Annotated in this window: 26 protein-coding genes; 21 read left to right on the forward strand and 5 right to left on the reverse strand. The window is 62.0% G+C overall.

Annotated features, from left to right (window positions below; all coding sequences use genetic code 11):
- The first annotated feature begins 2 nt into the window (after positions 1-2).
- The 4 genes from IPK65_13695 (at position 3) to IPK65_13710 (ending at position 2,524) form a co-directional block, all read left to right on the forward strand.
- The gene (locus IPK65_13695) at positions 3-524 is read left to right on the forward strand and encodes a TlpA family protein disulfide reductase (GenBank protein MBK8164138.1); all 522 of its coding nucleotides are present in this window, start codon (positions 3-5) and stop codon (positions 522-524) included.
- Between the two features lie 11 nt (positions 525-535).
- The gene (locus tag IPK65_13700; GenBank protein MBK8164139.1) at positions 536-748 is read left to right on the forward strand and encodes a DUF4266 domain-containing protein; all 213 of its coding nucleotides are present in this window, start codon (positions 536-538) and stop codon (positions 746-748) included.
- Positions 678-1,889 carry a DUF3570 domain-containing protein gene (locus tag IPK65_13705; protein ID MBK8164140.1) on the forward strand — a complete coding sequence of 404 codons (1,212 nt, stop codon included), beginning with the start codon at positions 678-680 and terminating at the stop codon, positions 1,887-1,889. The genes IPK65_13700 and IPK65_13705 overlap by 71 nt, the downstream gene beginning before the upstream one ends.
- Positions 1,890-1,966: 77 nt before the next feature.
- Positions 1,967-2,524: an AraC family transcriptional regulator gene (locus IPK65_13710; GenBank protein ID MBK8164141.1), complete on the forward strand. Its 558-nt coding sequence runs from the start codon at positions 1,967-1,969 to the stop codon at positions 2,522-2,524.
- Positions 2,525-3,150: 626 nt separating this feature from the next.
- Here the strand turns inward: IPK65_13710 and IPK65_13715 are convergent.
- Positions 3,151-3,462, reverse strand: a complete 312-nt coding sequence (locus IPK65_13715) for a hypothetical protein (GenBank protein MBK8164142.1) — start codon at positions 3,460-3,462, stop codon at positions 3,151-3,153.
- 106 nt (positions 3,463-3,568) lie between these two features.
- Between IPK65_13715 and IPK65_13720 the strand changes: the two genes are divergently transcribed.
- The 8 genes from IPK65_13720 to IPK65_13755 all read left to right on the forward strand — a co-directional run bounded on the left by IPK65_13720 (position 3,569) and on the right by IPK65_13755 (position 10,788).
- On the forward strand, positions 3,569-4,411 hold the full coding sequence (locus IPK65_13720) for a hypothetical protein (protein ID MBK8164143.1): 843 nt from the start codon (positions 3,569-3,571) through the stop codon (positions 4,409-4,411).
- Positions 4,411-7,221, forward strand: a complete 2,811-nt coding sequence (locus IPK65_13725) for a tetratricopeptide repeat protein (protein ID MBK8164144.1) — start codon at positions 4,411-4,413, stop codon at positions 7,219-7,221. Before IPK65_13720 ends, IPK65_13725 begins: the two co-directional genes overlap by 1 nt.
- Positions 7,222-7,320: 99 nt before the next feature.
- Complete coding sequence (locus IPK65_13730) at positions 7,321-7,827, forward strand: tetratricopeptide repeat protein (GenBank protein ID MBK8164145.1); 507 nt, start codon at positions 7,321-7,323, stop codon at positions 7,825-7,827.
- Entirely contained in the window at positions 7,824-8,096 is a 273-nt protein-coding gene (locus IPK65_13735; GenBank protein ID MBK8164146.1) for a hypothetical protein, read from the forward strand. Before IPK65_13730 ends, IPK65_13735 begins: the two co-directional genes overlap by 4 nt.
- Before the next feature lie 46 nt (positions 8,097-8,142).
- Positions 8,143-8,796: a MotA/TolQ/ExbB proton channel family protein gene (locus IPK65_13740; protein MBK8164147.1), complete on the forward strand. Its 654-nt coding sequence runs from the start codon at positions 8,143-8,145 to the stop codon at positions 8,794-8,796.
- Complete coding sequence (locus IPK65_13745) at positions 8,793-9,299, forward strand: biopolymer transporter ExbD (protein ID MBK8164148.1); 507 nt, start codon at positions 8,793-8,795, stop codon at positions 9,297-9,299. Before IPK65_13740 ends, IPK65_13745 begins: the two co-directional genes overlap by 4 nt.
- 12 nt (positions 9,300-9,311) lie before the next feature.
- On the forward strand, positions 9,312-9,815 hold the full coding sequence (locus IPK65_13750) for a biopolymer transporter ExbD (GenBank protein ID MBK8164149.1): 504 nt from the start codon (positions 9,312-9,314) through the stop codon (positions 9,813-9,815).
- Between the two features lies 1 nt (position 9,816).
- Positions 9,817-10,788, forward strand: a complete 972-nt coding sequence (locus IPK65_13755) for a TonB family protein (GenBank protein ID MBK8164150.1) — start codon at positions 9,817-9,819, stop codon at positions 10,786-10,788.
- A gap of 37 nt (positions 10,789-10,825) precedes the next feature.
- On the opposite strand, the gene IPK65_13760 is transcribed toward IPK65_13755, so the two are convergent.
- From IPK65_13760 to IPK65_13770, 3 genes are all read right to left on the reverse strand, one after another.
- On the reverse strand, positions 10,826-11,683 hold the full coding sequence (locus tag IPK65_13760) for an endonuclease/exonuclease/phosphatase family protein (protein ID MBK8164151.1): 858 nt from the start codon (positions 11,681-11,683) through the stop codon (positions 10,826-10,828).
- Positions 11,680-13,311 carry an acetolactate synthase large subunit gene (locus IPK65_13765; protein MBK8164152.1) on the reverse strand — a complete coding sequence of 544 codons (1,632 nt, stop codon included), beginning with the start codon at positions 13,309-13,311 and terminating at the stop codon, positions 11,680-11,682. The genes IPK65_13760 and IPK65_13765 overlap by 4 nt, the downstream gene beginning before the upstream one ends.
- Positions 13,312-13,404: 93 nt before the next feature.
- Entirely contained in the window at positions 13,405-14,046 is a 642-nt protein-coding gene (locus IPK65_13770; protein MBK8164153.1) for a thiol:disulfide interchange protein DsbA/DsbL, read from the reverse strand.
- A 214-nt stretch (positions 14,047-14,260) separates the two neighbouring features.
- On the opposite strand from IPK65_13770, the gene IPK65_13775 reads away from it, so the two are divergent.
- A complete protein-coding gene (locus IPK65_13775) occupies positions 14,261-14,749 on the forward strand; it encodes a cyclic nucleotide-binding domain-containing protein (protein MBK8164154.1) in 489 nt (162 codons plus the stop codon).
- 58 nt (positions 14,750-14,807) lie between these two features.
- Positions 14,808-15,434, forward strand: a complete 627-nt coding sequence (locus tag IPK65_13780; protein MBK8164155.1) for a YihA family ribosome biogenesis GTP-binding protein — start codon at positions 14,808-14,810, stop codon at positions 15,432-15,434.
- A gap of 394 nt (positions 15,435-15,828) precedes the next feature.
- Here the strand turns inward: IPK65_13780 and polA are convergent, their stop codons facing one another.
- Positions 15,829-18,558 carry a DNA polymerase I gene (polA, locus tag IPK65_13785; protein ID MBK8164156.1) on the reverse strand — a complete coding sequence of 910 codons (2,730 nt, stop codon included), beginning with the start codon at positions 18,556-18,558 and terminating at the stop codon, positions 15,829-15,831.
- 140 nt (positions 18,559-18,698) lie between these two features.
- Between polA and IPK65_13790 the strand changes: the two genes are divergently transcribed.
- The 7 genes from IPK65_13790 (at position 18,699) to IPK65_13820 (ending at position 24,406) form a co-directional block, all read left to right on the forward strand.
- Positions 18,699-19,424, forward strand: a complete 726-nt coding sequence (locus IPK65_13790) for a TIGR00730 family Rossman fold protein (protein MBK8164157.1) — start codon at positions 18,699-18,701, stop codon at positions 19,422-19,424.
- A gap of 35 nt (positions 19,425-19,459) precedes the next feature.
- Positions 19,460-19,756 (forward strand): DUF2782 domain-containing protein, encoded by a 297-nt coding sequence (locus tag IPK65_13795; protein ID MBK8164158.1) that lies wholly within the window; start codon positions 19,460-19,462, stop codon positions 19,754-19,756.
- 306 nt (positions 19,757-20,062) lie between these two features.
- A complete protein-coding gene (locus IPK65_13800; protein MBK8164159.1) occupies positions 20,063-20,761 on the forward strand; it encodes a DUF1624 domain-containing protein in 699 nt (232 codons plus the stop codon).
- Between the two features lie 39 nt (positions 20,762-20,800).
- Positions 20,801-21,733 (forward strand): type II secretion system protein GspC, encoded by a 933-nt coding sequence (gspC, locus tag IPK65_13805; protein MBK8164160.1) that lies wholly within the window; start codon positions 20,801-20,803, stop codon positions 21,731-21,733.
- A gap of 124 nt (positions 21,734-21,857) precedes the next feature.
- Positions 21,858-22,064 carry a 50S ribosomal protein L31 gene (gene rpmE, locus IPK65_13810; protein MBK8164161.1) on the forward strand — a complete coding sequence of 69 codons (207 nt, stop codon included), beginning with the start codon at positions 21,858-21,860 and terminating at the stop codon, positions 22,062-22,064.
- 184 nt (positions 22,065-22,248) lie between these two features.
- On the forward strand, positions 22,249-22,917 hold the full coding sequence (locus IPK65_13815; protein MBK8164162.1) for a thermonuclease family protein: 669 nt from the start codon (positions 22,249-22,251) through the stop codon (positions 22,915-22,917).
- Between the two features lie 85 nt (positions 22,918-23,002).
- Positions 23,003-24,406 (forward strand): M48 family metalloprotease, encoded by a 1,404-nt coding sequence (locus IPK65_13820; GenBank protein MBK8164163.1) that lies wholly within the window; start codon positions 23,003-23,005, stop codon positions 24,404-24,406.
- Positions 24,407-24,476: the final 70 nt, after the last annotated feature.

Below are 24,476 nucleotides of genomic sequence, written 5' to 3' on the forward strand. Positions count from 1 at the left end.
TTATGTACACACTGCGTTCCTATTCTTATATATATCGTTTGGCAGTTCTGCTGTTTGGTCTGTATGCGGCGGGGTCGGTAACGGCCGCAGAGCAGCCGCCGGCGGCTGCGCCGGATTTCACGCTTAAGAGCAGCGGCGGAGAGAACCTCAAGCTGAGCGAGCTGCGCGGCCAGGTAGTACTGATCAATTTCTGGGCGTCGTGGTGTGGCCCCTGCCGGAAGGAAATGCCGCTGCTCGATCAGCTCTATCAGCAGTACAAGCCGCTCGGATTCACCGTGCTCGGTGTCAATGTGGAAGAGGATCCCGCTCAGGCGCGTACGCTGTTGAGCAAGGTGCCGGTGAGTTTCCCGGTCGTATTCGACGGCGCGAACTCGGTGAGCAAGCTGTATAACGTGATCGCCATGCCGACAACGGTGATCGTCGACCGTAACGGCAACATGCGCTACCTGCACAAGGGCTACATGCCGGGTTACGAAGATACCTATCAGCAGCAGGTGCGCGCCCTCCTGACGGAGCGCATGTGAAGCGATTCCGGATGACGATAGTGCTGCTGGCCGCGGCCCTGCCCATCGCAGGCTGCGGCATCGAGCCGTGGGTAAAGCCCTATGAACGTGCCAACCTGGCGGATCCGATTATGAGTTTCGAGCGCGACCCGGTCTCGAGTTCATATCGCCACCATGTTTTCCAGGCGCGTGAGGCAGCGCGCGGTGCGGAGGGTGGTCAAGGGGGGGGCTGTGGCTGCAATTAGATCCCTGGCTGCGGGCGGCGTTAAGTTTCTGGCGCTATCCGCTGCCGGTTGCTCGCTTTCCTTATTCGCCGCCGTGCTGCCGGAGGACCGTTTCGACGCCCTGTATCACTCGTATGACGGCGGAGGGGTGAAGATCAACGGACCGTCTGTTCTGGCGCGTAAAAGCATTGGCGAGAGCAGTTCGGTGTCAGCGAATTACTATGTCGACTCAATCACCAGCGCCTCGATCGACGTGGTCACTTCCGCCAGCCGCTATGACGAAGAGCGGACCGAGCGCAGGCTCGGCGTCGACTATCTGCACGACAATGTAATGATGAACCTAGGTTATACACGCAGCGAGGAAAACGACTACCTGGCCAACACCGCGAGCTTTTCCATAAGCCAGGAGATGTTCGGTGATTTGACCACGGTATCAATGGGTTATTCGCGCGGCTGGGATACGGTCGGAAAGCGCGGACAGGAGGATTTCGCAGAGGATGTGGCGCGACAGAATTACCGTATCGGCGTGTCCCAGGTGATAAGCAAGAATACACTGCTCGACATCGGGCTGGAGACGGTGACGGACGAGGGTTTTCTCAACAACCCCTATCGTTCGGTACGCTATCTCGATGCCGGCAGCGCGGTCGGCTACAGCTTCGAGCCCGAGGACTATCCCCGCACCCGCGACAGCAACGCATTCTCCCTCAAGGCGATCTACTACCTGCCCTACCGGGCTACGGTCAGCGCAGGTTTCCGCTATTTCTCCGATTCCTGGGGCATCCAGGCCGATACCTATGAAATCGGGTATACTCATCCCACTGAAAGGAGATGGATCTTCGATATCAAGTACCGCCTGTACAGCCAGAATCATGCTGATTTCTACAGCGATCTTTTTCCCAGGCAGCAGGCGCAGAACTTCCTGGCGCGAGACAAGGAATTGAGCACGTTCAGCAGCACGGCAATCGGGCTCGGCGCGAGCTATGAACTGGCCCCGGGTACGTGCAGCTGCATCGACAAGGGTACGCTGACCCTGTCCTATGACCGCATCAACTTCACGTACGATGACTTTCGCGATATCAGCCGGGGGGGCGTGTCCGGCGACGAGCCATTTTATGATTTCAGCGCCGATGTCATCCAGTTCTATCTTTCGGTCTGGTATTGATTGACGGTGTCGGCAGCATGTGGAGGGCGGGTCGCCCGCCCGTACTTGCAGGATCGAATTTTCGTTGATGGTGCATCATGATGAAAAGACTGTTGTTTGTATTGCTGACACTGGTGGTTTTGAGCGGAATCCATCCCGGCGCCGGCAACGAAGCCCGTGCTGCCGCTCCAGCGGCGCCCGCCGAGAATTACAAGGCGCTCGATGAGGAAGTCCAGTCGCTGCAACAGGAGATCCTCGAGGTCAGCCGTGACCTGTTCATGCTGGAGGAGGAACTACTGTTTCCCGCGACCACGCAGGTCTCGATCTTCCTTTCGATGGACGTGGGCGAATTCTTCCGGCTCGATTCGGTACAGCTTCAGATTGGTGGCAAGGAGGTGGCGAACTATCTCTACACCCAGCGTGAGATCGACGCGCTCAAGCGCGGCGGGGTGCAGCGCCTGTATGTCGGAAATCTCAAGCTGGGCGACCACGAGCTGGTTGCCTTTTTCACCGGAGAGGGTCCCCATGATCGCGATTATCGCCGCGGCGCCAATCTGAACTTCAAGAAAGGTATTGGCCCGAAGTACATCGAGCTCAAAATTGTCGATCTGGAAAAGAAGCAGCAGCCAGAGTTTTCAATCAGCGAATGGGAGTGACAAGGCAGTCGCGGGTGACGGACGCCCGGCGTCCGTCGAAATTGCGTCGATATCTCGGCGCCATCGGCCTGCTTGTTTTGGTCGCTGGCCCGGTTCACGGCGCACCGGCTGGTCCAGCGGTGGTGCGCGACCTCTACTACCGCGAGGTACTCTTCCAGTATTTCCAGCAGGACTACTTCTCCGCCATCACCCATCTCCTCGCGGCCCAGGAGCAGGGGCGCATCGAGCGCGACCGCACTGATACGGAGCTGCTGCGCGTAGGTATCGAGCTTTCCTACGGCCTGCACGCGAATGCGCTGAAGATCTTTAAGCGCAACCTTTCCGGCACGATGGACGCGACTGCGCGTGACCGCATCTGGCTGTCGCTTGCTAAAACCTGGCTGCGCCGGGGTTATCTCGACCAGGCGGAGGACGCTCTGGGGAATATCGGCGCCGGTCTTGGCAAGGAGGGCAAAGCCGAACACGCGCTGCTGCAGGCACGGATCCTGATGGTGAAGCAGCGATATACCGAAGCTGCGGCGTCTCTTTCCGCGGTTCAGGTGGTGCCGGAGTGGACGCCATATCTTCGCTATAACCAGGCCGTCGCATTGCAGCAATCCGGACAACCGGACGCCGGCGCCGCCCTGTTAGACGAACTCGGACAGATGAAGAGCGCAGACCAGGATCTGCTCGCCCTGCGCGACAAGGCCAATATCGCCCTCGGCTTCTCCTATCTCAGTGGACAGCAGCCGGAGGCAGCCAAGGCCACGCTCGGACGTGTACGCCTCGACAGTCCGTTTTCCACCCGTGCCCTGCTCGGCCTCGGTTGGGCCGATTATGGCCTGGGCAACGTTTCCCAAGCGCTGAAGTCCTGGACCGAGCTCGAAGCGCGCGGCGTCGCGGACGCCGCAGTGCACGAGGCCTCGGTGATGATCCCGTTCGCGCAGTGGCAGCTGCACGCCTACCGTGAGGCGGTGCAGAAATACCGGGCTGTGATCGACTCCTATGATGGCGAGCTTGCGCGCCTGGACGGAATGATTGCACAGACCGGACAGGGCACGCTCGTTGCAGACCTGGCGGCGGATGGAGGAGGCGGGCCCGGACCTGGATCTCCTGCCGGCGCGTATCGCAGACGCGCAGACTCGACCCTATCTCCTGTCTCTGCTGGCAAGCGATCGTTTCCGCGACGCCTTCACCACTTATCGCAATCTGCGTTCCCAGCAGCAGCGACTGCAGTCCTGGACGGAGGACATGACCGCCTTCACCGACATGCTGGAGACGCGACGCTACGCCTACGAATCGCGGCTGCCCCGGGTGCAGGCCCGCCTGCAGGGCCTGGACTGGCGCGCACTCGACGCGGAGGTGCAGGAATATGTTGCGCGCGTCGAAGGGATCGCGGTAGGCCACGACGCGATGGCCCTGGCGACGGCGGACGAGCAACGCCAAATGCGGCAGATCGAGCGACTCGAAACCCTTCTCGCGCGGCAGCCACAGACACACCAGATGGATGCGCAGCGCATGCGTCTGCGTGTCTTAAAAGGAATGATGTACTGGGATATCGAAGGACGTTACGTGCCTCGTCTGTGGGAGGCGCGCAAAGGCGTCAATGCGCTCAAGGAAGATCTGGGCGAGGCAATGGCGCAACGCTCTTTGCTGGCGGTGGCGCAGGTTGAGGCGCCCAAGCGGTTTGAGGGGTATGACGCTCGCATCGACGACCTGCGCGTCCGGGTCACCGGATTGCAGCAACGCATTGCCGGGGCATTGCTCCGTCATGAACGATACCTGCAAACGCTGGTGTATACGGAACTTGAACGCCACAAGCGCGAGCTGCATACCTACCGGATCGAGGCGCGTTACGCCCTGGCAAGATTGCTAGACGAGATCGCGACAGGTGCGGAGGGTAATTGATGCACCGGATCCGTCATTCCGTCACCCTCGCCTGCCTGCTCGCAGCCGGCTGCGCATCGCCGCCGCCGCGTGACAACACCCGCACGATCAAGAGCCTGGAGGAACAGGCTATCGTGGTAGTGCATGAGGCAGCGCGCAGCGACAAGCAACAGGCGATGGACGCCTACCGTGCCTTCCTGGAGATTGCCGGTGATGACGCACGGCGCATGCAGGCGATGCGGCGCCTCGCTGATCTTCAGCTGATGATAAGCGAAGAAGAGGCCCCGGAAGCCGGACGTGCGCGGACCGATGGAAATGGATTCGCCACAGCCGCGGGGCTCTACCGGGAATTCCTGCGCGAGTACCCTGATTCTCCGGACCGGGACGGGGTGCTTTACCAGATGGCGCGAGCGTATGACAATGCCGGTGAGCCCGAGCGCGCCCTGGAGGCCCTTGATCGCCTCGTTGTTGAACATCCGGCGTCCCCGCTCTACCTGGAAGCCCAGTTCCGCCGCGGTGAAATACTGTTCGTCGAGAAATCCTACGCCGATGCCGAACGCGCGTACCGCAACGTGATCACCGCCGGCAGCAAGGCATCGGCGTTTTACGAGCAGGCGCTGTATAAAAGCGGCTGGTCCCTGTTCAAGCTGCGGCGGCAGGAACCGGCGCTGGATGCTTTCGTGGCGGTGCTGGACGCGAAGCTGGCCTCCGGCAGCCAGTTCGGCGAATACCTGACCCCCGATGCATTGAGTCGCGCGGATCGGGAGCTGGTGGATGACACCCTGCGCGTCATCAGCCTGACTTTTTCCGAGATGGAGGGTGTGCGCGCTGTCAACGATTACTTCGCCCGGCGCGGACACAGTCCCTACGAGCATCTGGTCTATAACAGCCTGGGGCAGCTCTACCTCGACAAGGAGCGCTACACAGACGCCGGGCAGACCTTCCACGCCTTCGTGGAGTACAACCCGAACCATGCCCAGGCGCCGCTGTACCAGATCCGTGTCTACGAGATTTATGAACAGGCCGGTTTTTCCAGTCTGGCTCTTGAGGCGAAGCAGGATTTCATCAGGCGCTATGGGCCGCGCAGCCCGTTCTGGAACGAGCATGACATCGCGCGCATGCCCGTTGTTGCACAGCATCTCAAGGAGGAGATGTTCAGCGTTGCACAGCGCTATCACGCCGCGGCGCAGAAGACCCGGCAGCCGGGAGATTATCGCCAGGCGGCGCAGTGGTACCGCGATTACCTGACGTTCTTCCCCGATGACGCGCGCGCCCCGACGCTCAGTTTCCTGCTTGCTGAGCTATTGTTCGAGCAAGGAGAGTACAGTGAAGCGGTTGAACGTTATGAGCAGAGCGCCTACGGCTATCCGATGCACGCCAAGTCCCCCGAAGCCGGTTATGCGGCACTGCTGACATACGAGAGACAGATCGCCGCGTTGAACGATGCGGAGGCCAGGAACGCCTGGCGCCTGCGCTGGGTCGACAGCGCACAGCGCTTCGATGAGCGTTTCCCAACCCACCCGCAGGCCACTTCCGCACTGACCCGTTCCGCGGAGGAACTGTTCTCCATGGGCGACGCGTCGCGTGCGCTCGCAGTGGCAACGCGCGTTCTGCAACATATTCCCCCGGCAAGCACGGAGCAGCGGCGCACCGCGTGGACTATCCAGGGCCATGTTCACTTCGACCGCGCCGCGTATCCCGAAGCTGAAAAGGCCTACCTGCAGGCCTTGAACCTGGCATCGCCCGCGGACGCACCGGGGCGTTCCAAACTTACCGAGCGCCTCGCGGCCGCGATCTACAAGCAGGGCGAAACGGCCCGCGCGGGCGAGGATCAGGCCGCCGCGGCGCAACATTTCCTTCGGGTCTCACAGGTTGCCACCGGGGCATCGATCGTCGCCGATGCGCAATACGATGCCGCCGCCGTCATGATCGGCATGCAGGACTGGGATGGCGCCATCGGCGTGTTGGAGCGCTTCCGGCGCGATTTCCCCGACAGCCGCTGGCAGCCGGAGGTGACGCAGAAACTCGCTGTTGCCTACCTGGAAAGCGGGCGGCTGGGGCAGGCTGCGGATGAATTCAAGCGCATCGGGCAGGACGCCGGCGATCCGGCCGCTGCCGGCGAGGCCTTATGGCAGTCAGCGGAACTGTATTCCAAGGTGGGCCGGCACGACCAGGCCGTGCTTGCGTACCAGAGCTACCTGGCCGGGTCACCGCATTCGTTCGAACGGGCAATGGAGGCGAGGCGCCGACTTGCCGATGCCACGCGTGCGCAGAAGAATACGCCGCGCTACCACTACTGGCTGCGCGAGATCATCGACGCCGATCGGCGCGCGGGCGCCGCGCGTTCCGATTTCAGCCATACGCTGGCGGCGCGGGCATCGCTCGAACTGGCAGAACCGTTGCGCGACGCCTATCAGCGCATCGCCCTGGCGGCGCCGCTGGAGAAGAGTCTGCGTGCCAAGAAGGAGGCGATGCAGAAGGCAGTGGACGCCTATGGCATGGCGGGTGATTACGGCATCGCCGAGGTGACAACCTCGGCCACCTTCGAGATCGGCAGGATCTATCGCGAATTCAGCCGCGCCCTGCTCGACTCCGAGCGCCCCAGGGGACTCTCTGCCGAGGAGCGCGAACAGTACGACATCCTGCTCGAGGAGCAGGCCTATCCGTTCGAGGAAGAGGCGATCAAGCTGCATGAGGTGAATTACCGCCGCATCAGCGAGGGGGTGTATGACCGCTGGATCAAGGCCAGCCTGGAGCAGCTTGCCGAGTTGCTGCCGGTGCGTTACGGCAAACATGAAAGACAGGTGGACTTCTTTGAAGCACTCCAATAGCCTACGCGCCCCGTTCATCGCGCTGGCCTGCCTGCTGCTGGCCGCCTGCGGCGGGATGCCTCCAAGGAGCCGACCGCGCCGCCACCCGGTATCGCCGCGGTGCCGCGCGAGGCGCATGTCCAGTTCGAGCAGGCGCTGGAGCTGATGCGGGAAAAGCACTACGCCGAAGCAGAGCCAGTGCTGCAGGCGATGACACAAACTTATCCCGATCTCGCCGGACCCAACCTGAATCTCGGTATCGTGTATCTGCGCCTTGACCGCACCGCCGAGGCAGAGCCACCTGTGCGCCGAGCGCTGGAAATAAATCCAGAAAATGCAGAGACTTATAATATCCTCGGCCTGATTCACCGGGCGGGTGGACGTTTCGCCGAGGCGCGCGCGGACTACGAACAGGCGCTGAAGTTGGACCCGCTTTTTGCCGATGTACACCTGAATCTTGCCATCTTGCTTGACCTCTATCTCGGATTGCCGCAGGCCGCACTGCAACACTATGAGCGCTACCAGGAAATCGTCGGCGGGGAGGACAAGCAGGTGAAGCTGTGGATTACCGACTTGAAACAGCGCCTGCCGGCTGCCGCACCTGCGGATGAAGGGGGAGGCTCGTGAGCGCCGCACGGATGCTGTTGCTGGCGGGATGCCTGTGGGCCTGCACGGTCGCCGCGCAGGAGGAGGCCCGGATCGCCCTGCCCGGTATCTCGGTGATCGGCGATCAGGAGGTGCCCAAGGTGCTGTATATCGTGCCGTGGAAGGGCGCGGCGGTACCCGGAGCCATGGCGTCGCCGCTGCCCGTCCCCGGCGAGGCTGCGTTCACGGCGGTGAACCGTGACGAGTTCCTCCGGCTGCTGCGATATCAAAGATTCGTCAACACCCCGTGATGCGGGGAGTTGCGGGGTTTATGACTTTCGATGAAGGAGAGTGATCATGGAGTCAATCAGTACCATCATTTCGTTTTTCCAGGAGGGCGGCCTGTTCATGTATCCGATCGTCCTGGTGCTGGCCGTGGGCATAGCGATTGCGATTGAACGCTACATCTATCTCACGGCGATGCGCAGCGCGAATCAGCGCCAGTGGAAGGAATTGATGGACGTGCTCTCGCGCCACGATTTCCAGCGCGCCCTGGGCATCAGCCAGAAGTCGAAGGCCGCCATCGGGAAGATCCTGTTGTACGGACTGGAGCGCACGAAGTCGGCGCGCCGGCGCGACGACATTGAGACCGCCATGGAGGAGGGCTTGATGGAGATCATTCCTCGTCTCGAGAAGCGGACGCACTACCTGGCTATTTTCGCAAATATCGCAACCCTGCTCGGTCTGCTCGGCACCATCATCGGTCTGATCCAGGCCTTTACCGCGGTCGGCGCCGCCAATCCGGCCGAGAAGGCCGATATGCTCTCGGCCAGTATTTCGGTTGCGATGAACACCACGGCATTCGGACTGATGGCGGCCATCCCGCTGTTGCTGATACATACGGTGCTGCAGACCAAGACCACTGAACTGGTCGACAGCCTGGAGATGGCCACGGTCAAGTTCATCAACATCATCGCTGAATCCACCGCCCCGAAGAGCCCCGCACAATGATCGGTCACCGCCGTCGCCGGCGGCACGTGCATCCGCCGGAGGAAATGAACATCACCGCCTTCATGAATCTGATGGTGATTCTGGTGCCGTTTCTGCTGATCACGGCGGTGTTTTCACGCGTGGCTATACTGGAGCTCGCGCTGCCCTCGGACGCGGTCGCGGAGCAGACCGCGGAGCAGGAGCTCCAGCTCGAGATCACGGTGCGCGGAGACCGCATCGAGGTGGCTGACTATGGCGGTTCGTCGATCCTCATCGCCAATACGGCAGCGGGTCACGATCTCAAATCTCTTTCCGCCACGCTCCAGCGCGTGAAGGCGAGGTTTCCGGAACATACCGCTGCGACTCTGCTGATGGAGCAGGACATCAGTTATGACCTGCTTGTACAGGTGATGGACACCGTGCGAATCGCGCGCGGAGTGGAGGCGGGATCAGTGGTCAAGACGGAACTCTTTCCCGACATCTCCATCGGGGACGCGCCCGGGGAAGCCGGCAACGGCGCTTAGGAGGAACGCGGAATGAAGATGTCGCGGCGCGCGTTGCGCATGGAGCGCAGCCACAAGAGACACAAGGCTGTGGTGGCCCTGAACCTGGTTTCGCTGATGGATATCTTCACGATCCTGGTTTTTTTTCTGCTGGTTAATTCCTCCGAGGTCGAGGTCCTGCCGAACGCGAAGACCATCCAGCTGCCGGAATCCATCGCCGAGGAAAGGCCGCGCGAAAATGTCATCGTAATGGTCACCGAACGCGAAATCCTGGTGCGCGGCGAAAAGGTCGCCGACGTCGGTGACGTGCTGGCGGACCCCGACTCCGGGATTCCTGCACTGCAGCAATCGCTGGAGGAGCTGGCCGCGCGCCGACTGCGCTCGGATCAGGATGAAGCCGGCCCCGAAGTCACCATCATGGGCGAAAAGACAATTCCCTACCGGTTGTTGAAGAAGGTGATGCTCGCCTGTACGCAGGCCAAGTACGGGCAGGTCTCCTTCGCCGTGGTGCAGAAGGTCGAAACAGACGGTACATGACATGACCACGATGGCGTTCTATCACAGCGCGGTGCTGCCTTGGACAGTATCACCACAGGAGGAAGGCCGTTTCCGCCGCATACTGCTGCTGGTGCTCGGGGCGGTGCTGCTGGCCAGCGCGATCATCCCTCTGGTGCCTGTCCCGGCGCCGTCAGAACTGGCAGCGGTCGAAGTACCGCCACGTTTCGCGAAGCTGATCATGCAGGAGCGGCCAAAACCGCCGCCCCCGCCGCCGGTGGTCGAAAAGGCCGAACCCAAGCCTGAACCCGAGAAGCCGGCAGAGAAACCCCCTGAGCCGGAGGCGCCAAAACCCGCGCCGCGCGAGGAAAAGGTTGAAGCACCGACTCCGCCGCCTCAGCCGAGCGCACGCGAAAAGGCGGCGCGCAGCGGCCTGCTCGCCCTGCGCGACGAACTGGCGGACCTGCGCACCAACACAGTGGTCGAGACGCTGGAAAAGCAGCCCTTGCGCAAGGCGGCGGCGGAATCCGCCGGCGTCGATGCCACGCGTTCAATCATCACCTCTCAGGTCGCCACCGGCAGCGGCGGCATCAACACGAGCCGATTGAGCCGGGACACCGGCGGGACGCAGCTCGCCGGGCGCGAGACGACGCGGGTGACCGCGCCAGTCGAGGCGGAAGTCCAGGCGCGGAGCACATCGGGTACGGGGAAATCGGGGCCCTTGCCGTCGCGTTCCAGCGAGGAGATCCAGATGGTCTTCGATCGCAACAAGGGTACGCTGAATGCGATTTACAATCGTGCCCTGCGTCAGAATCCGGCACTGGCAGGAAAGGTGGTGCTGAAGTTGACTATCGCGCCCTCCGGTTTGGTCACGCAGTGTGAGCTGGTATCGAGCGAGCTGGGTGATCCCGAACTGGAGCGCAAGCTGGTCGCCCGCGTGCAGCTTTTCGAGTTTGGCCAGAAGAGCGCGGTGGCAACCACCATCACCTATCCGATCGACTTTTTCCCGGGCTAGCGTGCAGTGTCGTTGCCGGCGACTGAACGCGCCGCGCTCAGCTTTTCAGCGGCTGTGTATCGTGTGCGTCGAATACGAGGTGGCTCGGCAGGGTGATGTCGACGGCGATGGGCAGGTGATCGGATACGGTATGGGGGAGCACCTGCGCCTCATTGATCTTGATGCCGGAAGTTGCCAGGATATGATCGATGTTGCGATGCGGGCGCCAGCTCGGGAAGGTCAGCAATTCATCAACAGGTTTGCACAGGTCGGTATGTGCGTGCAGTAGAGCCATCTCATCGCTCTGCGCCCGGCAGTTGAAGTCACCCATGACCATCACATGATCGTATCGGTTAACCAGATGGGTTATGTACGCGATCTGGCGCAGCCGCGCGCGCTTGCTCAGCGCAAGGTGCACCAGGAGCAGGACCAAGGGTACTTCTCCGGCGCGCCCGTAATGAACCTCAAGCAGGCCGCGTCCGGGGATGAAGCCGGGGAGCCTGTGTTCGAAGACGCCGAGCGGTTTTCGCCGGCTCAGCAGGCCGTTGCTGTGTTGCGCAAACTTGCCGAAGTTGCGGTTGGTCTGTGAGTACCAGTGGGGGAAAGATCCGCGGCGCGCCAGAAACTCGATCTGGTTGATGTACAGGCTGCGGAAGCTTCCGGCGTCTGCCTCCTGCAGAGCCACGATGTCGTAGCCGTGCACGACCTGGGCGATGCGCTCGAGGTTGCTGAGGCTTTCCGCGTGCGGCAGCACGTGTTTCCAGCTGTGGGTCAGGTAGTGGTGGAAGCGCCGTGATGCGATGCCGACCTGTATGTTATAGGTGATGAGACGGAGCCGGAGGTCGCCGGCGGTGGCGTCGGGCGCTCGCAGGGGGCGCGCGGCTCCGGCGGATTGGAGGTAGTTCAGCTCGATCATATCGGGCACACCATCTCTCCCAGCTTGGCCGTGAGTTTGAGATTCTCGCTGTAGTCTACCGGGCAATCGATGATGCTGACAGTGTTATCGGCCAGGGCGCGGCGGAGTATAGGGAGCAAATCTGCGGCATTTTCAACGCGGTAGCCTCGCGCACCGAATGCCTCCGCGTACTTGACGAAGTCCGGATTGGTGAAGCGGACGTTGCTGCAGCGGCCATAGGCCTGAAGCTGCTTCCATTCTATCAGCCCATAGCCGTTATCGTTCCAGATCAGGATTACGAACGGAACCTTGATCCGCATTGCGGTCTCGATTTCCTGCGAGTTCATCATGAACCCGGCGTCTCCGGTGACGGCTACCACCGCTCGCTCGGGAAAGGCGAGCTTTGCTGCGACGGCTCCGGGGACGGCGATACCCATGCTGGCGAAGCCGTTGGAAATGATGCAGGTATTGGGATACTCACAGCGGAACATGCGCGCCATCCACAGCTTGTGCGCGCCGACGTCGCAGATCACGATGTCCTCAAGGCCGAGCGCGGTGCGCAGGTCCCAGATGATCTTCTGCGGTTTGAGCGGCACGCTGTGATCGTCCCGGTGCAGGTTCATCTCCTCGATCAGGGCCTGGCGCAGCGGACGCATGCGATGACCCTGATGCGGACGCGCCGCCTCAGCCAGGCGCAGCAGGCTGTGCTTGAGGTCGCCGACGACGCCGGTCTCGACGCAGTAACTCGCGTCAATTTCCGCCGGGGAGGAGTCGACGTGAATGAGTTTGCGGTCGCGCGTGCGATGCCACAGATAGGGATGGTATTCGACCAGGTCGTAACCGACGCAGATGATGACGTCGGCATGGTCGAAGCCGCAGTTGATGTAATCCTTGGCCTGCAGGCCGACCGTGCCCAGCGCCATCGGGTGGCGGAAGGGTATCACGCCTTTCGCCATAAACGTGTTGGCGACCGGTATGTTGAGCCGTTCAGCGAAGGTCTCGAGTTCGCGCCAGGCGCGCGCGCGGATGATGCCGTTACCGGCCAGGATCATGGGCGAGTGCGCTGCCGAGATCAGTTCGGCCGCGCGCAATATGCTGGCGGCGGCCGGCTCCGGCATGGTCGGATGGCGCACCGGCAGGGGCGCGGCGTCGACTTCCATCGTGGCGACGTTCTCCGGAAACTCGATGAAGGCGGCGCCGGTCTTTTCGAGCTGCGCCTGCTTGAAGGCCTTGCGTATCACCTCGGGAATGATGTTCGGCGTGAGCAGGCGCGAAGAGTATTTCGTGATGTGCTGGAAGATCAGCTCCAGGTCCAGCACCTGATGTGACTCCTTGTGCAGGCGGTTGGTGCTCGCCTGACCGGAGATCGCGACCAGTGGCGCATGATCCATGTTGGCGTCGGCGACCGCTGTGATCAGGTTGGTTGCGCCGGGGCCGAGCGTCGAGAGACAGACGCCCGCGCGCCCGGTGAGACGCCCATAGACGTCGGCCATGAATGCCGCGCCTTGCTCGTGGCGTGTGGTAACGAAGCGGATCGAGGAGTCGCGCAGGGCATCCATCAATTCGAGGTTTTCCTCGCCGGGTATCCCGAAGATGTAGCCGACTCCCTCGTTTTCCAGGCATTTGACCAGGAGTTCCGCGGCTTTCATCGCTGTGCTGCGCGCCCGCCCGGCCACCGCCCCCGGTGTTTCCCGCGATTATCTGCTGTCGTCACTGAAGTCGCCAGGTCATGGATGTGCCTGTCATTTGGCCAGGGAGCGACTTTCCTGGGCGATGAGGAAGTTCATGACATCGATCAGGCGATCGTAAGAGCGTGTCATGCCCGGTCCGGTGCGGTATTTACCATTGATGATGACTGACGGCGTGCCGTCGATGCCATAGCGCTGGGTCAGCTGGCGCGCACGTTGAACCTTGCTTTCGACCGCGAATGAATCAAAGGTGCTGTGGAACTGATCCTCGCTGACGCCGTGCGAGATGAAGAAGTCCATCAGCGCCTTCTCGGTGTCGAAGCGGCGCTTGTCGCGGTGGATCGCGTCGAACAGACCGGCATGAATCTTGTCCGTCACGCCCAAGGCCTCCTCGGTGTAATAGGCACGGGTGTGAAGGACCCAGCTTTCATTCAGGATCGCCGGGAGGCGCACATAGTCCACGTTCTCCGGCTTGGTTTGCAGCCAGCGGTCGAGGAAGGGCTGGAAACGATAGCAATGCGGACAGCCGTACCAGAACGCCTCGACCACCTCGACCTTGGCGGGGTCGGCGGTGGGCTGCGCGGGTGTCACAAGTTCGTAATCAACGCCCTCCTGAAAGCGAAGCGGCAGCGCCGCCTGAGCCACGGCGGCGGCCAGCAGGACCAGGGATCCAATGAGAACTTTGTATAAGCGCATGGGTACCTCTGAAATGAATAGCCCGAGATCCGGACGGCACCCACCCCGGGCGCCCGCATCCGATGAGAAAATTATACTGTAATGTCGCGGCAATCCCCAGCGCCGGCCGCGCGCGGCTGAAAACGCCGGATCTTCTCCCCCATAGTGTACAATCAGGCGCTTGTGGTCCGGGCGTAATCAGGCCGGGCAGTCACGGGCATTCCAGGAGAATCCGATGGCAAAACAACAAATCGATCTGACCCAGTTCCTCAACCAGCAGTACCTGTGCGAATCGCTGACCATCGTGGAGGTGCAGAAGCTGCTCGAGTACACGGAGGTGGTCAAGTACAAGAGGAGCCAGGTTATCGCGGATATCGGCGAGGTGGGTGACGCGCTCTACTTCGTGGTCAGCGGGGAAGCGGTCCTGTCGCTCGAGGAGGGCGGGCAGGAAACAGAAGTCGGGCGCGTTTCCTCCGGTGAGATGATGGGGGAAATGTCCTTCTTCGACCGCAAGCCGCGCCTGCTGCGTATGCGCGCGGGGCGGGCCGAGACACAATTGCTGAAGCTGTCGCGCCCGATGTACGAGCGCCTGCGCGTCGAGCATCCCTATATCGCCGTCAATCTTCTGGAACACGCGATCATCAGCCTGGACCACCTGCTGCGCCATGTGAGCACCGAGGAGGTGAACCTGGCCCGCTACGTGTTCGGCAAGGGGAAGCGCTGAACCGCCATTGTCGGTTGACCCGGGTCTGCGGGCTGAGAGCCGACCAGCGGAGCCGTCCATGAAGAATTCACTGGCGTATTTTCAGCGTGCCTGCTTCCTGACCGGGGTGCAGCACGAAACTTCCATGCCACCGGATGACGGTTGCGAGGTGGCCTTCGTCGGGCGCTCGAACTCGGGCAAGTCGAGCAGCATTAACGCCATCGTCGGCCGGCGCGCGCTGGCGCGCACGAGCAAGACCCCGGGGCGCACGCAGCAGATCAATTTTTTCGATCTGGGTGACGAACGCCGGCTGGTTGATCTGCCCGGTTATGGCTATGCGGAGGTGCCCGAACGGATGCGGCGGGAATGGCGGCCGCTGATCGAGGGGTATCTCGAGCAGCGCCGTTCGCTGCGCGGCCTCATACTCACGGCCGACTGCCGTCGTTCCCTCGACGATCTCGAACTCATGATTCTCGCCTGGTGCCGCCCCCGCAGCATGCCGGTGCATATCCTGCTGACCAAGTCCGACAAGCTCAGCCGCGGCGCTGGCCTCAATGCCTTGCAGTCATGGCGGCGGGGTCTGCCACCGGATGACGTGCACCTGAGTGCGCAACTGTTTTCGGCGCTCGACAAGGCTGGTGTCGAAGAGGCGCGGGAGAAAGTACTTGCATGGCTGAATTTTGGGCAAAAAAAAGCCCCAGTATGAGAGAGGGAGGGATACCTGGGGCGAACAAGCCCGGCTTGGGGTTACCGGGTATGGAATCCCCGCAAGTGGGAGGTTCGCGGGGAGCGTAAACTAACGCTAATCAAATAATCTGACCGGACCGAGGCGGAAAAGTTCACCGTGCCGTGAGGAAAACTTACCCGCATCGCGTGAATTCATTGACGAAACAATGAAAATTCTTGCCTAACATAGGCATAGCATTTGATGCGGCAGGGGGCGATGCCTCGCCGCGGACCTTGCAGCAGGCAAGGAGGCCGTTCATGCATATGATTAAGAAATAATCAGGCCGGGACCAGCCCCTGCGCGACCACCACCCGAACCCATGCGCCAGATATTTGTCGCCATGCCGCGCCGCACGGGAGACCAGCAGCCAGGCTCAGTGCGCCTCGTCCCAGTTGAGGCCTACACCGATGCCGACCTCAAGTGGCACGGCGAGCTCGGCCGCGGAGGACATGGCCGCGGATATCCGGGTGAGGGCCTCGTCGACGCGACTCGTGGGTACCTCGAATACCAGTTCGTCATGCACTTGCATGATCATTTTGATTGCGCCACCGTCCTGTTCGAGCCACCCGTCCACCTTCAGCATCGCGCGTTTGATGATGTCGGCTGCGGTGCCCTGCATCGGTGCATTGATCGCGGCGCGCTCCGCATACTCCCGCCGCTGGCGGTTGCGCGACTGGATCTCCGGCAGATAGAGCCGCCTCCCGAACAGGGTTTCCACGTAACCCAGTTCCCCGGCTGACCGGCGCGTTTCGTCCATCAGGCGTTTGACGCCCGGATAGCGCGAGAAATAGAGGTCCATGTACTCCTGGGCGGCGTTGCGATCGATGCCAAGCTGGCGCGCCAGTCCGAAGGACGACATGCCATAGATGAGGCCGAAGTTGATCGCCTTGGCGCTGCGCCGCTGGTCCGTCGTCACGTCATGCAGGTCGAGGCCGAAGATCTCGGCAGCGGTGGCGCGGTGGATGTCCACCCCTTTGGTGAACGCGGCGAGCAGCCCGGCATCCTGGGACAGATGCGCCAGGATGCGCAGCTCGATTTGCGAATAGTCGGCGGCGAGCAGGCGGTGGCCGGGCGGCGCGACGAAAGCCTGGCGGATACGGCGGCCGAACTCGGTGCGGATCGGGATGTTCTGCAGGTTCGGGTTGCTCGACGAGAGCCGGCCCGTCGCCGCCACCGCCTGATGATAGGACGTGTGCAGGCGCCCGGTGTGCGGACTGATCTGTTCCGGCAGGCGGTCGGTATACGTCGATTTGAGCTTGCTGAGCGCGCGGTGTTCGAGGATCAGGCCGGGCAGCGGGTAATCCACAGCCAGTTCCTGCAGCGTCGATTCGGCGGTTGATGGCTGGCCCTTCGGGGTTTTTTCGATGACGGGCAGGCCCATCCTGTCGAACAGGATCTCCTGGATCTGTTTCGGTGACCCCAGGTTGAATTCGCTGCCGGCGAGCGTGTAGATCTGCTGTTCGAGTTCCTGCATGCGCCCGCCGAGCTCCTCGCTCTGCCGGTGCAGCATGCCGGCGTCGATCAGCACGCCGTGGCGTTCCATGCGCGCCAGCACCGGGACCAGCGGCATCTCGATGGTTTCAAACACCTGCCGCAGCCGCCCGGTCGAGGCGAGCTGCGGCCACAGGGCCTGGTGCAGGCGCAGCGTGATGTCCGCGTCCTCGGCGGCATAGCGCGTGGCGAGGGCGGTGTCGACGGCACCGAAGGGGATCTGGGCGGCGCCCTTGCCGGCCACCTCTTCGTACAGCAGCGTTTTGTAACCGAGGTAGGCGAGGGCGAGCGAATCCATGTCGTGGCGCGCAAGTGTGCTGTTCAGGACATAGGACTCGAGCATGGTATCGAACCGCAGCCCGGCACACCGGATCCCGTAGCGCGCGAGCACAGCGAGGTCATATTTGAGGTTCTGGCCGACCTTGGGCCGGCGCGGATCCTCCAGCAGCGGTTTCAGTTGCGCGAGCACCTCATCGCGCGCGAGCTGGACCGGAACGTCCGGATATTCGTGTGCCAGCGGCACGTAGGCAGCCTCCCCCGCATTGACGGCGAACGAGACGCCGACAATTTCGGCCTCCAGCGTGTCGAGGCTGGTGGTCTCGGTATCGAAGGCGATCAGTTCCGCGCGCCGCAACCTGTCGAGCCATCCGGCGAATGCCTCGGCGGTCAGCACGCAGTCGTACTGCGCCGGCGGATCCGATGCAGGCGCCGCGACGGCGGTGGGTGCGGGCGCCAGCGCGCCGTCGGCGGGGGGCAGCTCCTCCAGCAGGCGTTTGAACTCCAGGTGCCGGTAGAGATCGCTGAGCACCGCCGTATCCGGCGCGGCGCGGCGCAGGTCGCGCACGTCGCCGTCGAGCTTTACATCGCATTTGATGGTGGCCAGCCGCTGTGACAGCGGCAGCTGGTCGAGATGGGCGCGGATGCGCTCGCCGGTCTTGCCCTTGATGCTGTCGGCGTGCGCGATGATGCCGGCGAGCGAGTCGTGTTCCTTGAGCAGGGCGACCGCGGTCTTGGGCCCGACGCCCGGCACGCCGGGGATGTTGTCCGAGGTGTCGCCGATGAGGGCGAGGTAGTCGACGATGCGCGCGGGCGGGACGCTGAATTTTTCCACCACGCCCGCGGCGTCGAGACTCTGGCGCGTCATCGTGTTGATCAGTGTGACGTGTTCGTCGACGAGCTGGGCGATGTCCTTGTCGCCGGTGGAGATCACGACGTCCATGCCCGCCGTACGCGCCTGTACGGCGAGTGTGCCGATGACATCATCCGCCTCTACGCCGTCCACCACCAGGCAGGGCAGGCCGAGCGCGCGCACGACCGCATGCAGCGGCTCGATCTGGCTGCGCAGGTCGTCCGGCATGGGCGGGCGGTTGGCCTTGTAGTGTTCATACAGGTCATCACGGAAGGTCCTGCCCTTGGCGTCGAACACGACGGCGATATAGTCGGGCGCGTAGTCCTTGAGCAGCGTACGCAGCATGTTGACGACGCCGAAGACGGCGCCGGTCGCCTGGCCTTTCGAATTCGTCAGCGGCGGCAGGGCATGATAGGCGCGATACAGGTAGGATGAGCCGTCCACCAGGACCAGGCGTGGTACCGCGTTATTTTCAGGCGACATTTTGCATGATGAGAAAGTAAAGGACGGGTTCGGCCACGAACGGATGACATCCATTATACTATGGGGCATCCGGGCGGCACGTGGCGTATTTGGTTTCGAGTCACCGAATTCCGGCAAGAGCGTCATAAAGAGATCCGCGCATGGATGAACAGCATAAATCGGGGCATCCCAGTTTCAGCATGGTCGACGAGGCACTGCTGAACCGCGAGTCCTGGAAGATCTTCCAGATCATGGCGGAGTTTGTCGAAGGCTTCGAGCGGCTGGCGCGCATCAAGCCGTCGGTGAGCGTATTCGGTTCCGCGCGCACGCGGCCCGATTCCGATTACTACCGGCGCGCCGAGCGGATTGCACGTGCCCTATCCGATTCCGGATTCAGCGTGGTCAGCGGCGGCGGACCAGGTATCATGGAGGCAGCCAACAAGGGGGCCTATGACGGTAAGTCCCCCAGCGTCGGCCTCAATATCCAGCTGCCCAAGGAACAGGTTTCCAACGACTACCAGAACATCTCCCTGCGTTTCCGCCATTTCTTTTCACGCAAGGTGATGTTCGTGAAATACGCCTCCGCCTACGTCGTGCTGCCCGGCGGTTTCGGTACGCTGGACGAACTGGCGGAGATCCTGACCCTGGTGCAGACTGAGCGTACGCGTCGGATACCGATCATCTTGGTCGGTAGCGCCTACTGGTCAGGTCTGATCGAGTGGTTCAAGGGTACGCTGGTGCGGGAGGGTGCGATCGACGAGGCGGATCTCGAGCTCTTCCAGGTGATGGATGAGCCCGAAGAGGTGGTCGAGGCCATCTTCCGGTATTATGAGCACCGCGGCTTCGAGCCGTCCGCGGAGGAAAAGGAGATTCTGCTCGATCTGTGAGCGACAATGCCATGAGACTGACAGTGTGCATAGCAATGTTGCTGGTCCTGCCTTGGGCTGCGGCGGCGCAGGATGAGACCGGTCCCATCGAGCCCCGTGAGGAGGCCGACAGCTCGGCGCCGACCCCCGATGTCACCATCATCCAGGGTGAGGACAGGACCATCGCGGAGTACCGCATCCACGGCCGGCTTTACATGATCAAGGTAACCCCCCGGAAGGGACCGCCTTACTACATGGTGGACACCGACGGCGACGGGAACCTCGAGTCGCGCAGCGGAGAGCTGAATGAGGATCTGCTGATACCGAGCTGGACGTTGATGGAATGGAAATGATTCACCGTTAACGGGCTGTACGCATTCGAGATTCACCCTCGCAGATGTGGATAAGCCTGTGGAAAACTCTCCTCGAGTATCGCACCGTTATCCTGATCGCTGGCGTATTTCCCGCGGAATTATTCCCGGGAGTATTATTTATTTCTTTTATATCAGCATGTTGACAACAAGGTCTTCACCGGGTAGGGTCCCCGGGGAATCCCGGTGTGCGCCACAGCTGCGCTGTGTGCATAAGATCCGCCGTACTGCAACCGCGATTCCGGCATGACTGTGGCCACGATGACTGAGAGACCCGGGTCGCGCCATATGTTGATAGACGTGGCGCGGGGCTTTGCCATCGTCTTGATGATTGCCTACCATTTCACCTTCGACGTTAATCTATTCGCCCGGCTGGGGATCGACTTCGACCACGATCCGCGCTGGCTGGCCTTCCGCACCCTGATCGTGAGCCTTTTTCTGCTCCTGGTCGGGGTCAGTCAGTCGCTTGGACATCAGCATGGTTTCAGCCGGACGCGCTTCCTGAGGCGCCTCGCCCAGCTCGCCGCCTGCGCGGCGCTGGTAACCCTCGGCAGCTGGATCATGTTCCCCGCCACCTACATATTTTTCGGCATCCTGCACTTCATTGCGGTGGCAGGTGTCCTCGGCCTGCTGACTGTGCGGTTTTACAGTTTAAATCTGGTTTCAGGCGGCTTACTGATCCTGCTTGGCACCCAGTTTGCCCATGAGTGGTTCGATCATCCGGCCTTGCAGTGGATCGGACTGATGACGCATAAACCGTTCACTGAGGATTATGTCCCCCTGCTGCCGTGGTTTGGGGTCGTGCAGATCGGCCAGTACCTCGGCCAGGCCATGTTCCGTGTGCCTGCCGGTGCGCTGCTGAGGGCCTGGTCCAGCCCGGCACCGGCATTCCGCCTGTTGAGCCTCGGCGGACGATACAGCCTGCTGATCTATATGGTTCATCAGCCGGTATTGATCGGTCTGCTATATTTATACTTCGGTTTATAGGGCAGGGGTTGCAACGGTGGTCGATTTCCGGGAGTCGGTATGATGATGAAACCCGCATTGGACTGGAAAAAGGCGTGGGATATGTTCTTCCTCGATACGGTGCAGCGCCGCATCATCATCCTGGTACAGGTGGCGCTGGTCCTGTTGCTGGCCGCCACGCTCGCCGGGCTGACCTGGAGGCTGATACCAGCCCCGGCACCGAACCTTGCCCCCCCACCTGAAGCGTTTGGCGGCGCGGCTGCCCGGCGCAACGACGCCGGGCCCGGGATCATGTGGGATCTCGCCAAATGGCATCTTTTCGGTGAAAAGCCCGTCGCGAGCGAGATCCCTTCAGTCGAATCGCTGCCTGAGACCCAGCTCAATTTGACGCTGAGCGGGGTAGTGGCTTCCGGGAGCATGACGGGCGGTGGCGCGATCATCGCTGCTCCCGGCGGGGTGGAGGCATTTTATCCCGTCAATTCCCAGCTGCCCGGTGGGGCAGTGCTGAAGGAAGTCCATCCCGACCGCGTGGTGCTGGAACGGAACGGGCGCCTGGAGACCTTGCGCCTGCCCAAGGAGGGGCTTGGGAACGTCAGCGGGGAGCAGCCCGAAGCGTCTGGCGGTCAGGCGACGCAATCCCGCGCGGCGAACAGAGGGGGTGCCGGGCCCGCGGCGGTGCCTGCCAATCTGCGTGAGTTTCGCGACATGGTGTTATCCGATCCCCAGAGCGCAGGAAGTCTGGTCCAAATCAATCCCAAGAGCGCCGACGGTCGCTTCGTCGGTTATGAACTCCAGCCCGGCCAGGATGCAGCCCTGTTCGCGCGCGCAGGGCTTTCCCCGGGTGATATCGTGACCAGCGTCAACGGGGTAAAGCTGGACTCCCCCGCCAAGGCATTGAGCTTGTTACGCGGCCTGACGAGCGCCGAGGAGGTCCGGCTGGAGATCGAGCGCGGCGGTGTGCCGCAATCGCTCATTATGAACATTAATCAATAGTCTCCCGCTGCCTGGCTCGACTTGCCGGAACAGGGATATTTGCATACAATAGCCGGTCTTTTGGCCTGCCTGCCATCCCGGTGCCGGGGTGGGGCGGATACAGTTGGGTTATGAGGATACGGTCATGAAGTCGGAGATTCACCCTGCCTACAACGAGATCACGGTTACCTGCGGTTGCGGTAACACGTTCAAGACCCGCTCGACTGCGGGCAAGGATCTGCATCTCGATGTATGTTCGCAATGCCATCCGTTCTACACCGGCAAACAGAAGCTGGTCGATACCGCCGGCCGTGTCGACAAGTTCAGACAGAAGTATGGCATGAAAAAATAGCGCGATGCCGTTGGCGCGTGCAGTTGAAAGGGCACCCCGCGGGCGTGCCCTTTTTCGTTTTGGACCGCGTGGCGGAGCCTGGAAGCCGTGGTTCATGCTCGCCCTTGCGGGAGTGCTCATCGTCCCTCGCGCGGGAGCTGAGTGCCGGTCTGATCGCATCGATGAGCGGGCCAGGGTCGCACACGTGCATGACGGCGACACGCTCGTGCTCAGCGACAGGCGCAAGGTACGCCTGATCGGCATTAATACGCCCGAGCTTCCGCGCGATGGCGCCGCAGGCCAGCCATACGCGCACGAGGCGCGCGATGCCCTGGCAGCCCTGCTTGAGTCGGGCGACGAACTCGGTTTGCGTTATGACGATGAACGCGTCGACCGTTACGGCCGTTCGCTCGCCCACCTCTATCGAGGGGACGGCGCGAGCATCCAGGCCTGGTTGTTGCAGCGGGGCTATGCAGTAGCCATCGCGGTGCCTCCCAACCTTGGTAACCAGGATTGTTATCGCCGTGCCGAGGAGCGGGCGAGCCGCGCCGGCATCGGATTGTGGGGGTTGCCATATTATCAGCCGCTGGCCTCGGCAGGCCTCAAAGCCGCTGCGCCGGAAGCGGGATTCCGCTTCGTGCGCGGTAAGGTGGTGCGCGCCGGCTATGGTGCGGGCGCAGTATGGTTAAATCTTGAAGGAGGGCTTGCACTGCGCATTGCGCGGCCGGATCTGCGCTATTTCCCGGATTTCCGCCCGCACGATCTTGTCGGGCGCACAGTGATTGCGCGCGGGTGGCTTAACCCGGGCGGCGCGGCTCCTCTGATGCAGATACGCCATCCCGCGTCGCTGCAGGTCGTCGCGGATGACGGATGAAGTGCGGGGTAACACGCCGATGATATCACTCCGCACAGGTTTGCTTTCCATCCTGGCGGCGTGTCAGTTTCTGGGTGCCTGCGCGGTGAATCCTGCCACCGGCAGAAACGACTTCGTCCTGATGTCCGAGCAGGATGAGATCCGGCTTGGACGCGATGCCCATGCGCAGATCGTACGACGCTTCGGCGACGCCTATGAGGATCCCGAACTGCAGGCCTATGTCCAGCGCGTGGGGGCACGACTTGCGGTCAACAGCCATCGCGGTGAGCTGGTTTACCGCTTCACCGTGCTGGATTCTCCCGAGGTCAACGCCTTCGCGCTGCCCGGCGGATATGTCTATATCACCCGCGGCCTGCTCGCCTATCTCAATTCCGAGGCCGAGATGGCGGCCGTGCTCGGCCATGAAATCGGCCATGTCACCGCGCGCCATTCCGTGCGCCAGATCAGCGGAACCCGCGCCGCCCAGATCGGCTATAGCATCGGCTCATTGCTGGTTCCTGAACTGCGCAATCAGGTCGGCCAGGGACTTTTCAACGTGCTGGGCGGAGCGATCACCAGCGGTTACGGGCGCGAGCACGAACTGGAGGCGGATCGGCTCGGAGCGGAATATCTGGCGCGCAGCGGCTACGATCCGCACGCCATGCTCAAGGTGCTGGCAGTACTTAAGGATCAGGAACTTTACGAGCGTCAGCTGGCGGAGGAGGAAGGCCGCCAGCCGAGGATTTACCACGGCGTATTTGCCTCGCATCCATCCAGCGACAAGCGCCTGCAGGAGGTCGTTGCCTTTGCGGAACCTGTATCCGCGGGGGCGGACATGCGCGAGGAGGAGGATTTTCTGCGCTTTCTCGACGGCATGGTCTACGGCGACGGTGAAAGGGCCGGCGTGGTGCGTGCCGGGGTGTTTTATCACGCGGAACTCGGCATAGGCTTCACACTGCCGGCGGGTTGGTCGACCGAGAACCTTCCGGAACGCCTGGTGCTGCAATCGCCCGCTCGCGATGCGGTATTACATGTGGCGGTGGAGGATCTCAACCGGCGGGTTTCCCCGCGCGAATTTATCCTTAGCCGCATCAAGTCGAAAACCGTGCACCAGGAGGAGGACATCCGGCCGGCCGGCCTTGATGGGTATAGCGTTCTGGTCGAGTCCGGCACCTCGTCCGCCCCGCGCCTGGAGCGCATCAGCGTTGTCTATCACCAGGAACGGGTGTATCTGTTTACCGGGACGTGCAAGGATCGGGATGGATTTGACCGATACGATGCGTATTTTATTGCTGTGACGCACAGTTTCCATCCACTTTCCGGCTCGGAACAGGAACTTGCCGGTGCGCTCCGGATCAGGTTGGTGCGCGCGGAGGCAGAAGCCGGCTTTGAGGAACTGGCGCGGCAATCGCCGCTGACACTGCACGCCGAAGAACAGCTCAGGCTGTTGAACCAGTTGTACCCTGAAGGGGTTCCGGCGCCAGGAGCCACACTAAAGACCATTCGGTAACGCCGTCCTGTATTTGCAGTGGCGGATCCAATCACGGATAATTGTCGGTTCTACCGCAACATATGACTTC

Source organism: Gammaproteobacteria bacterium (assembly GCA_016712635.1).
Lineage (GTDB): Bacteria > Pseudomonadota > Gammaproteobacteria > SZUA-140 > SZUA-140 > JADJWH01.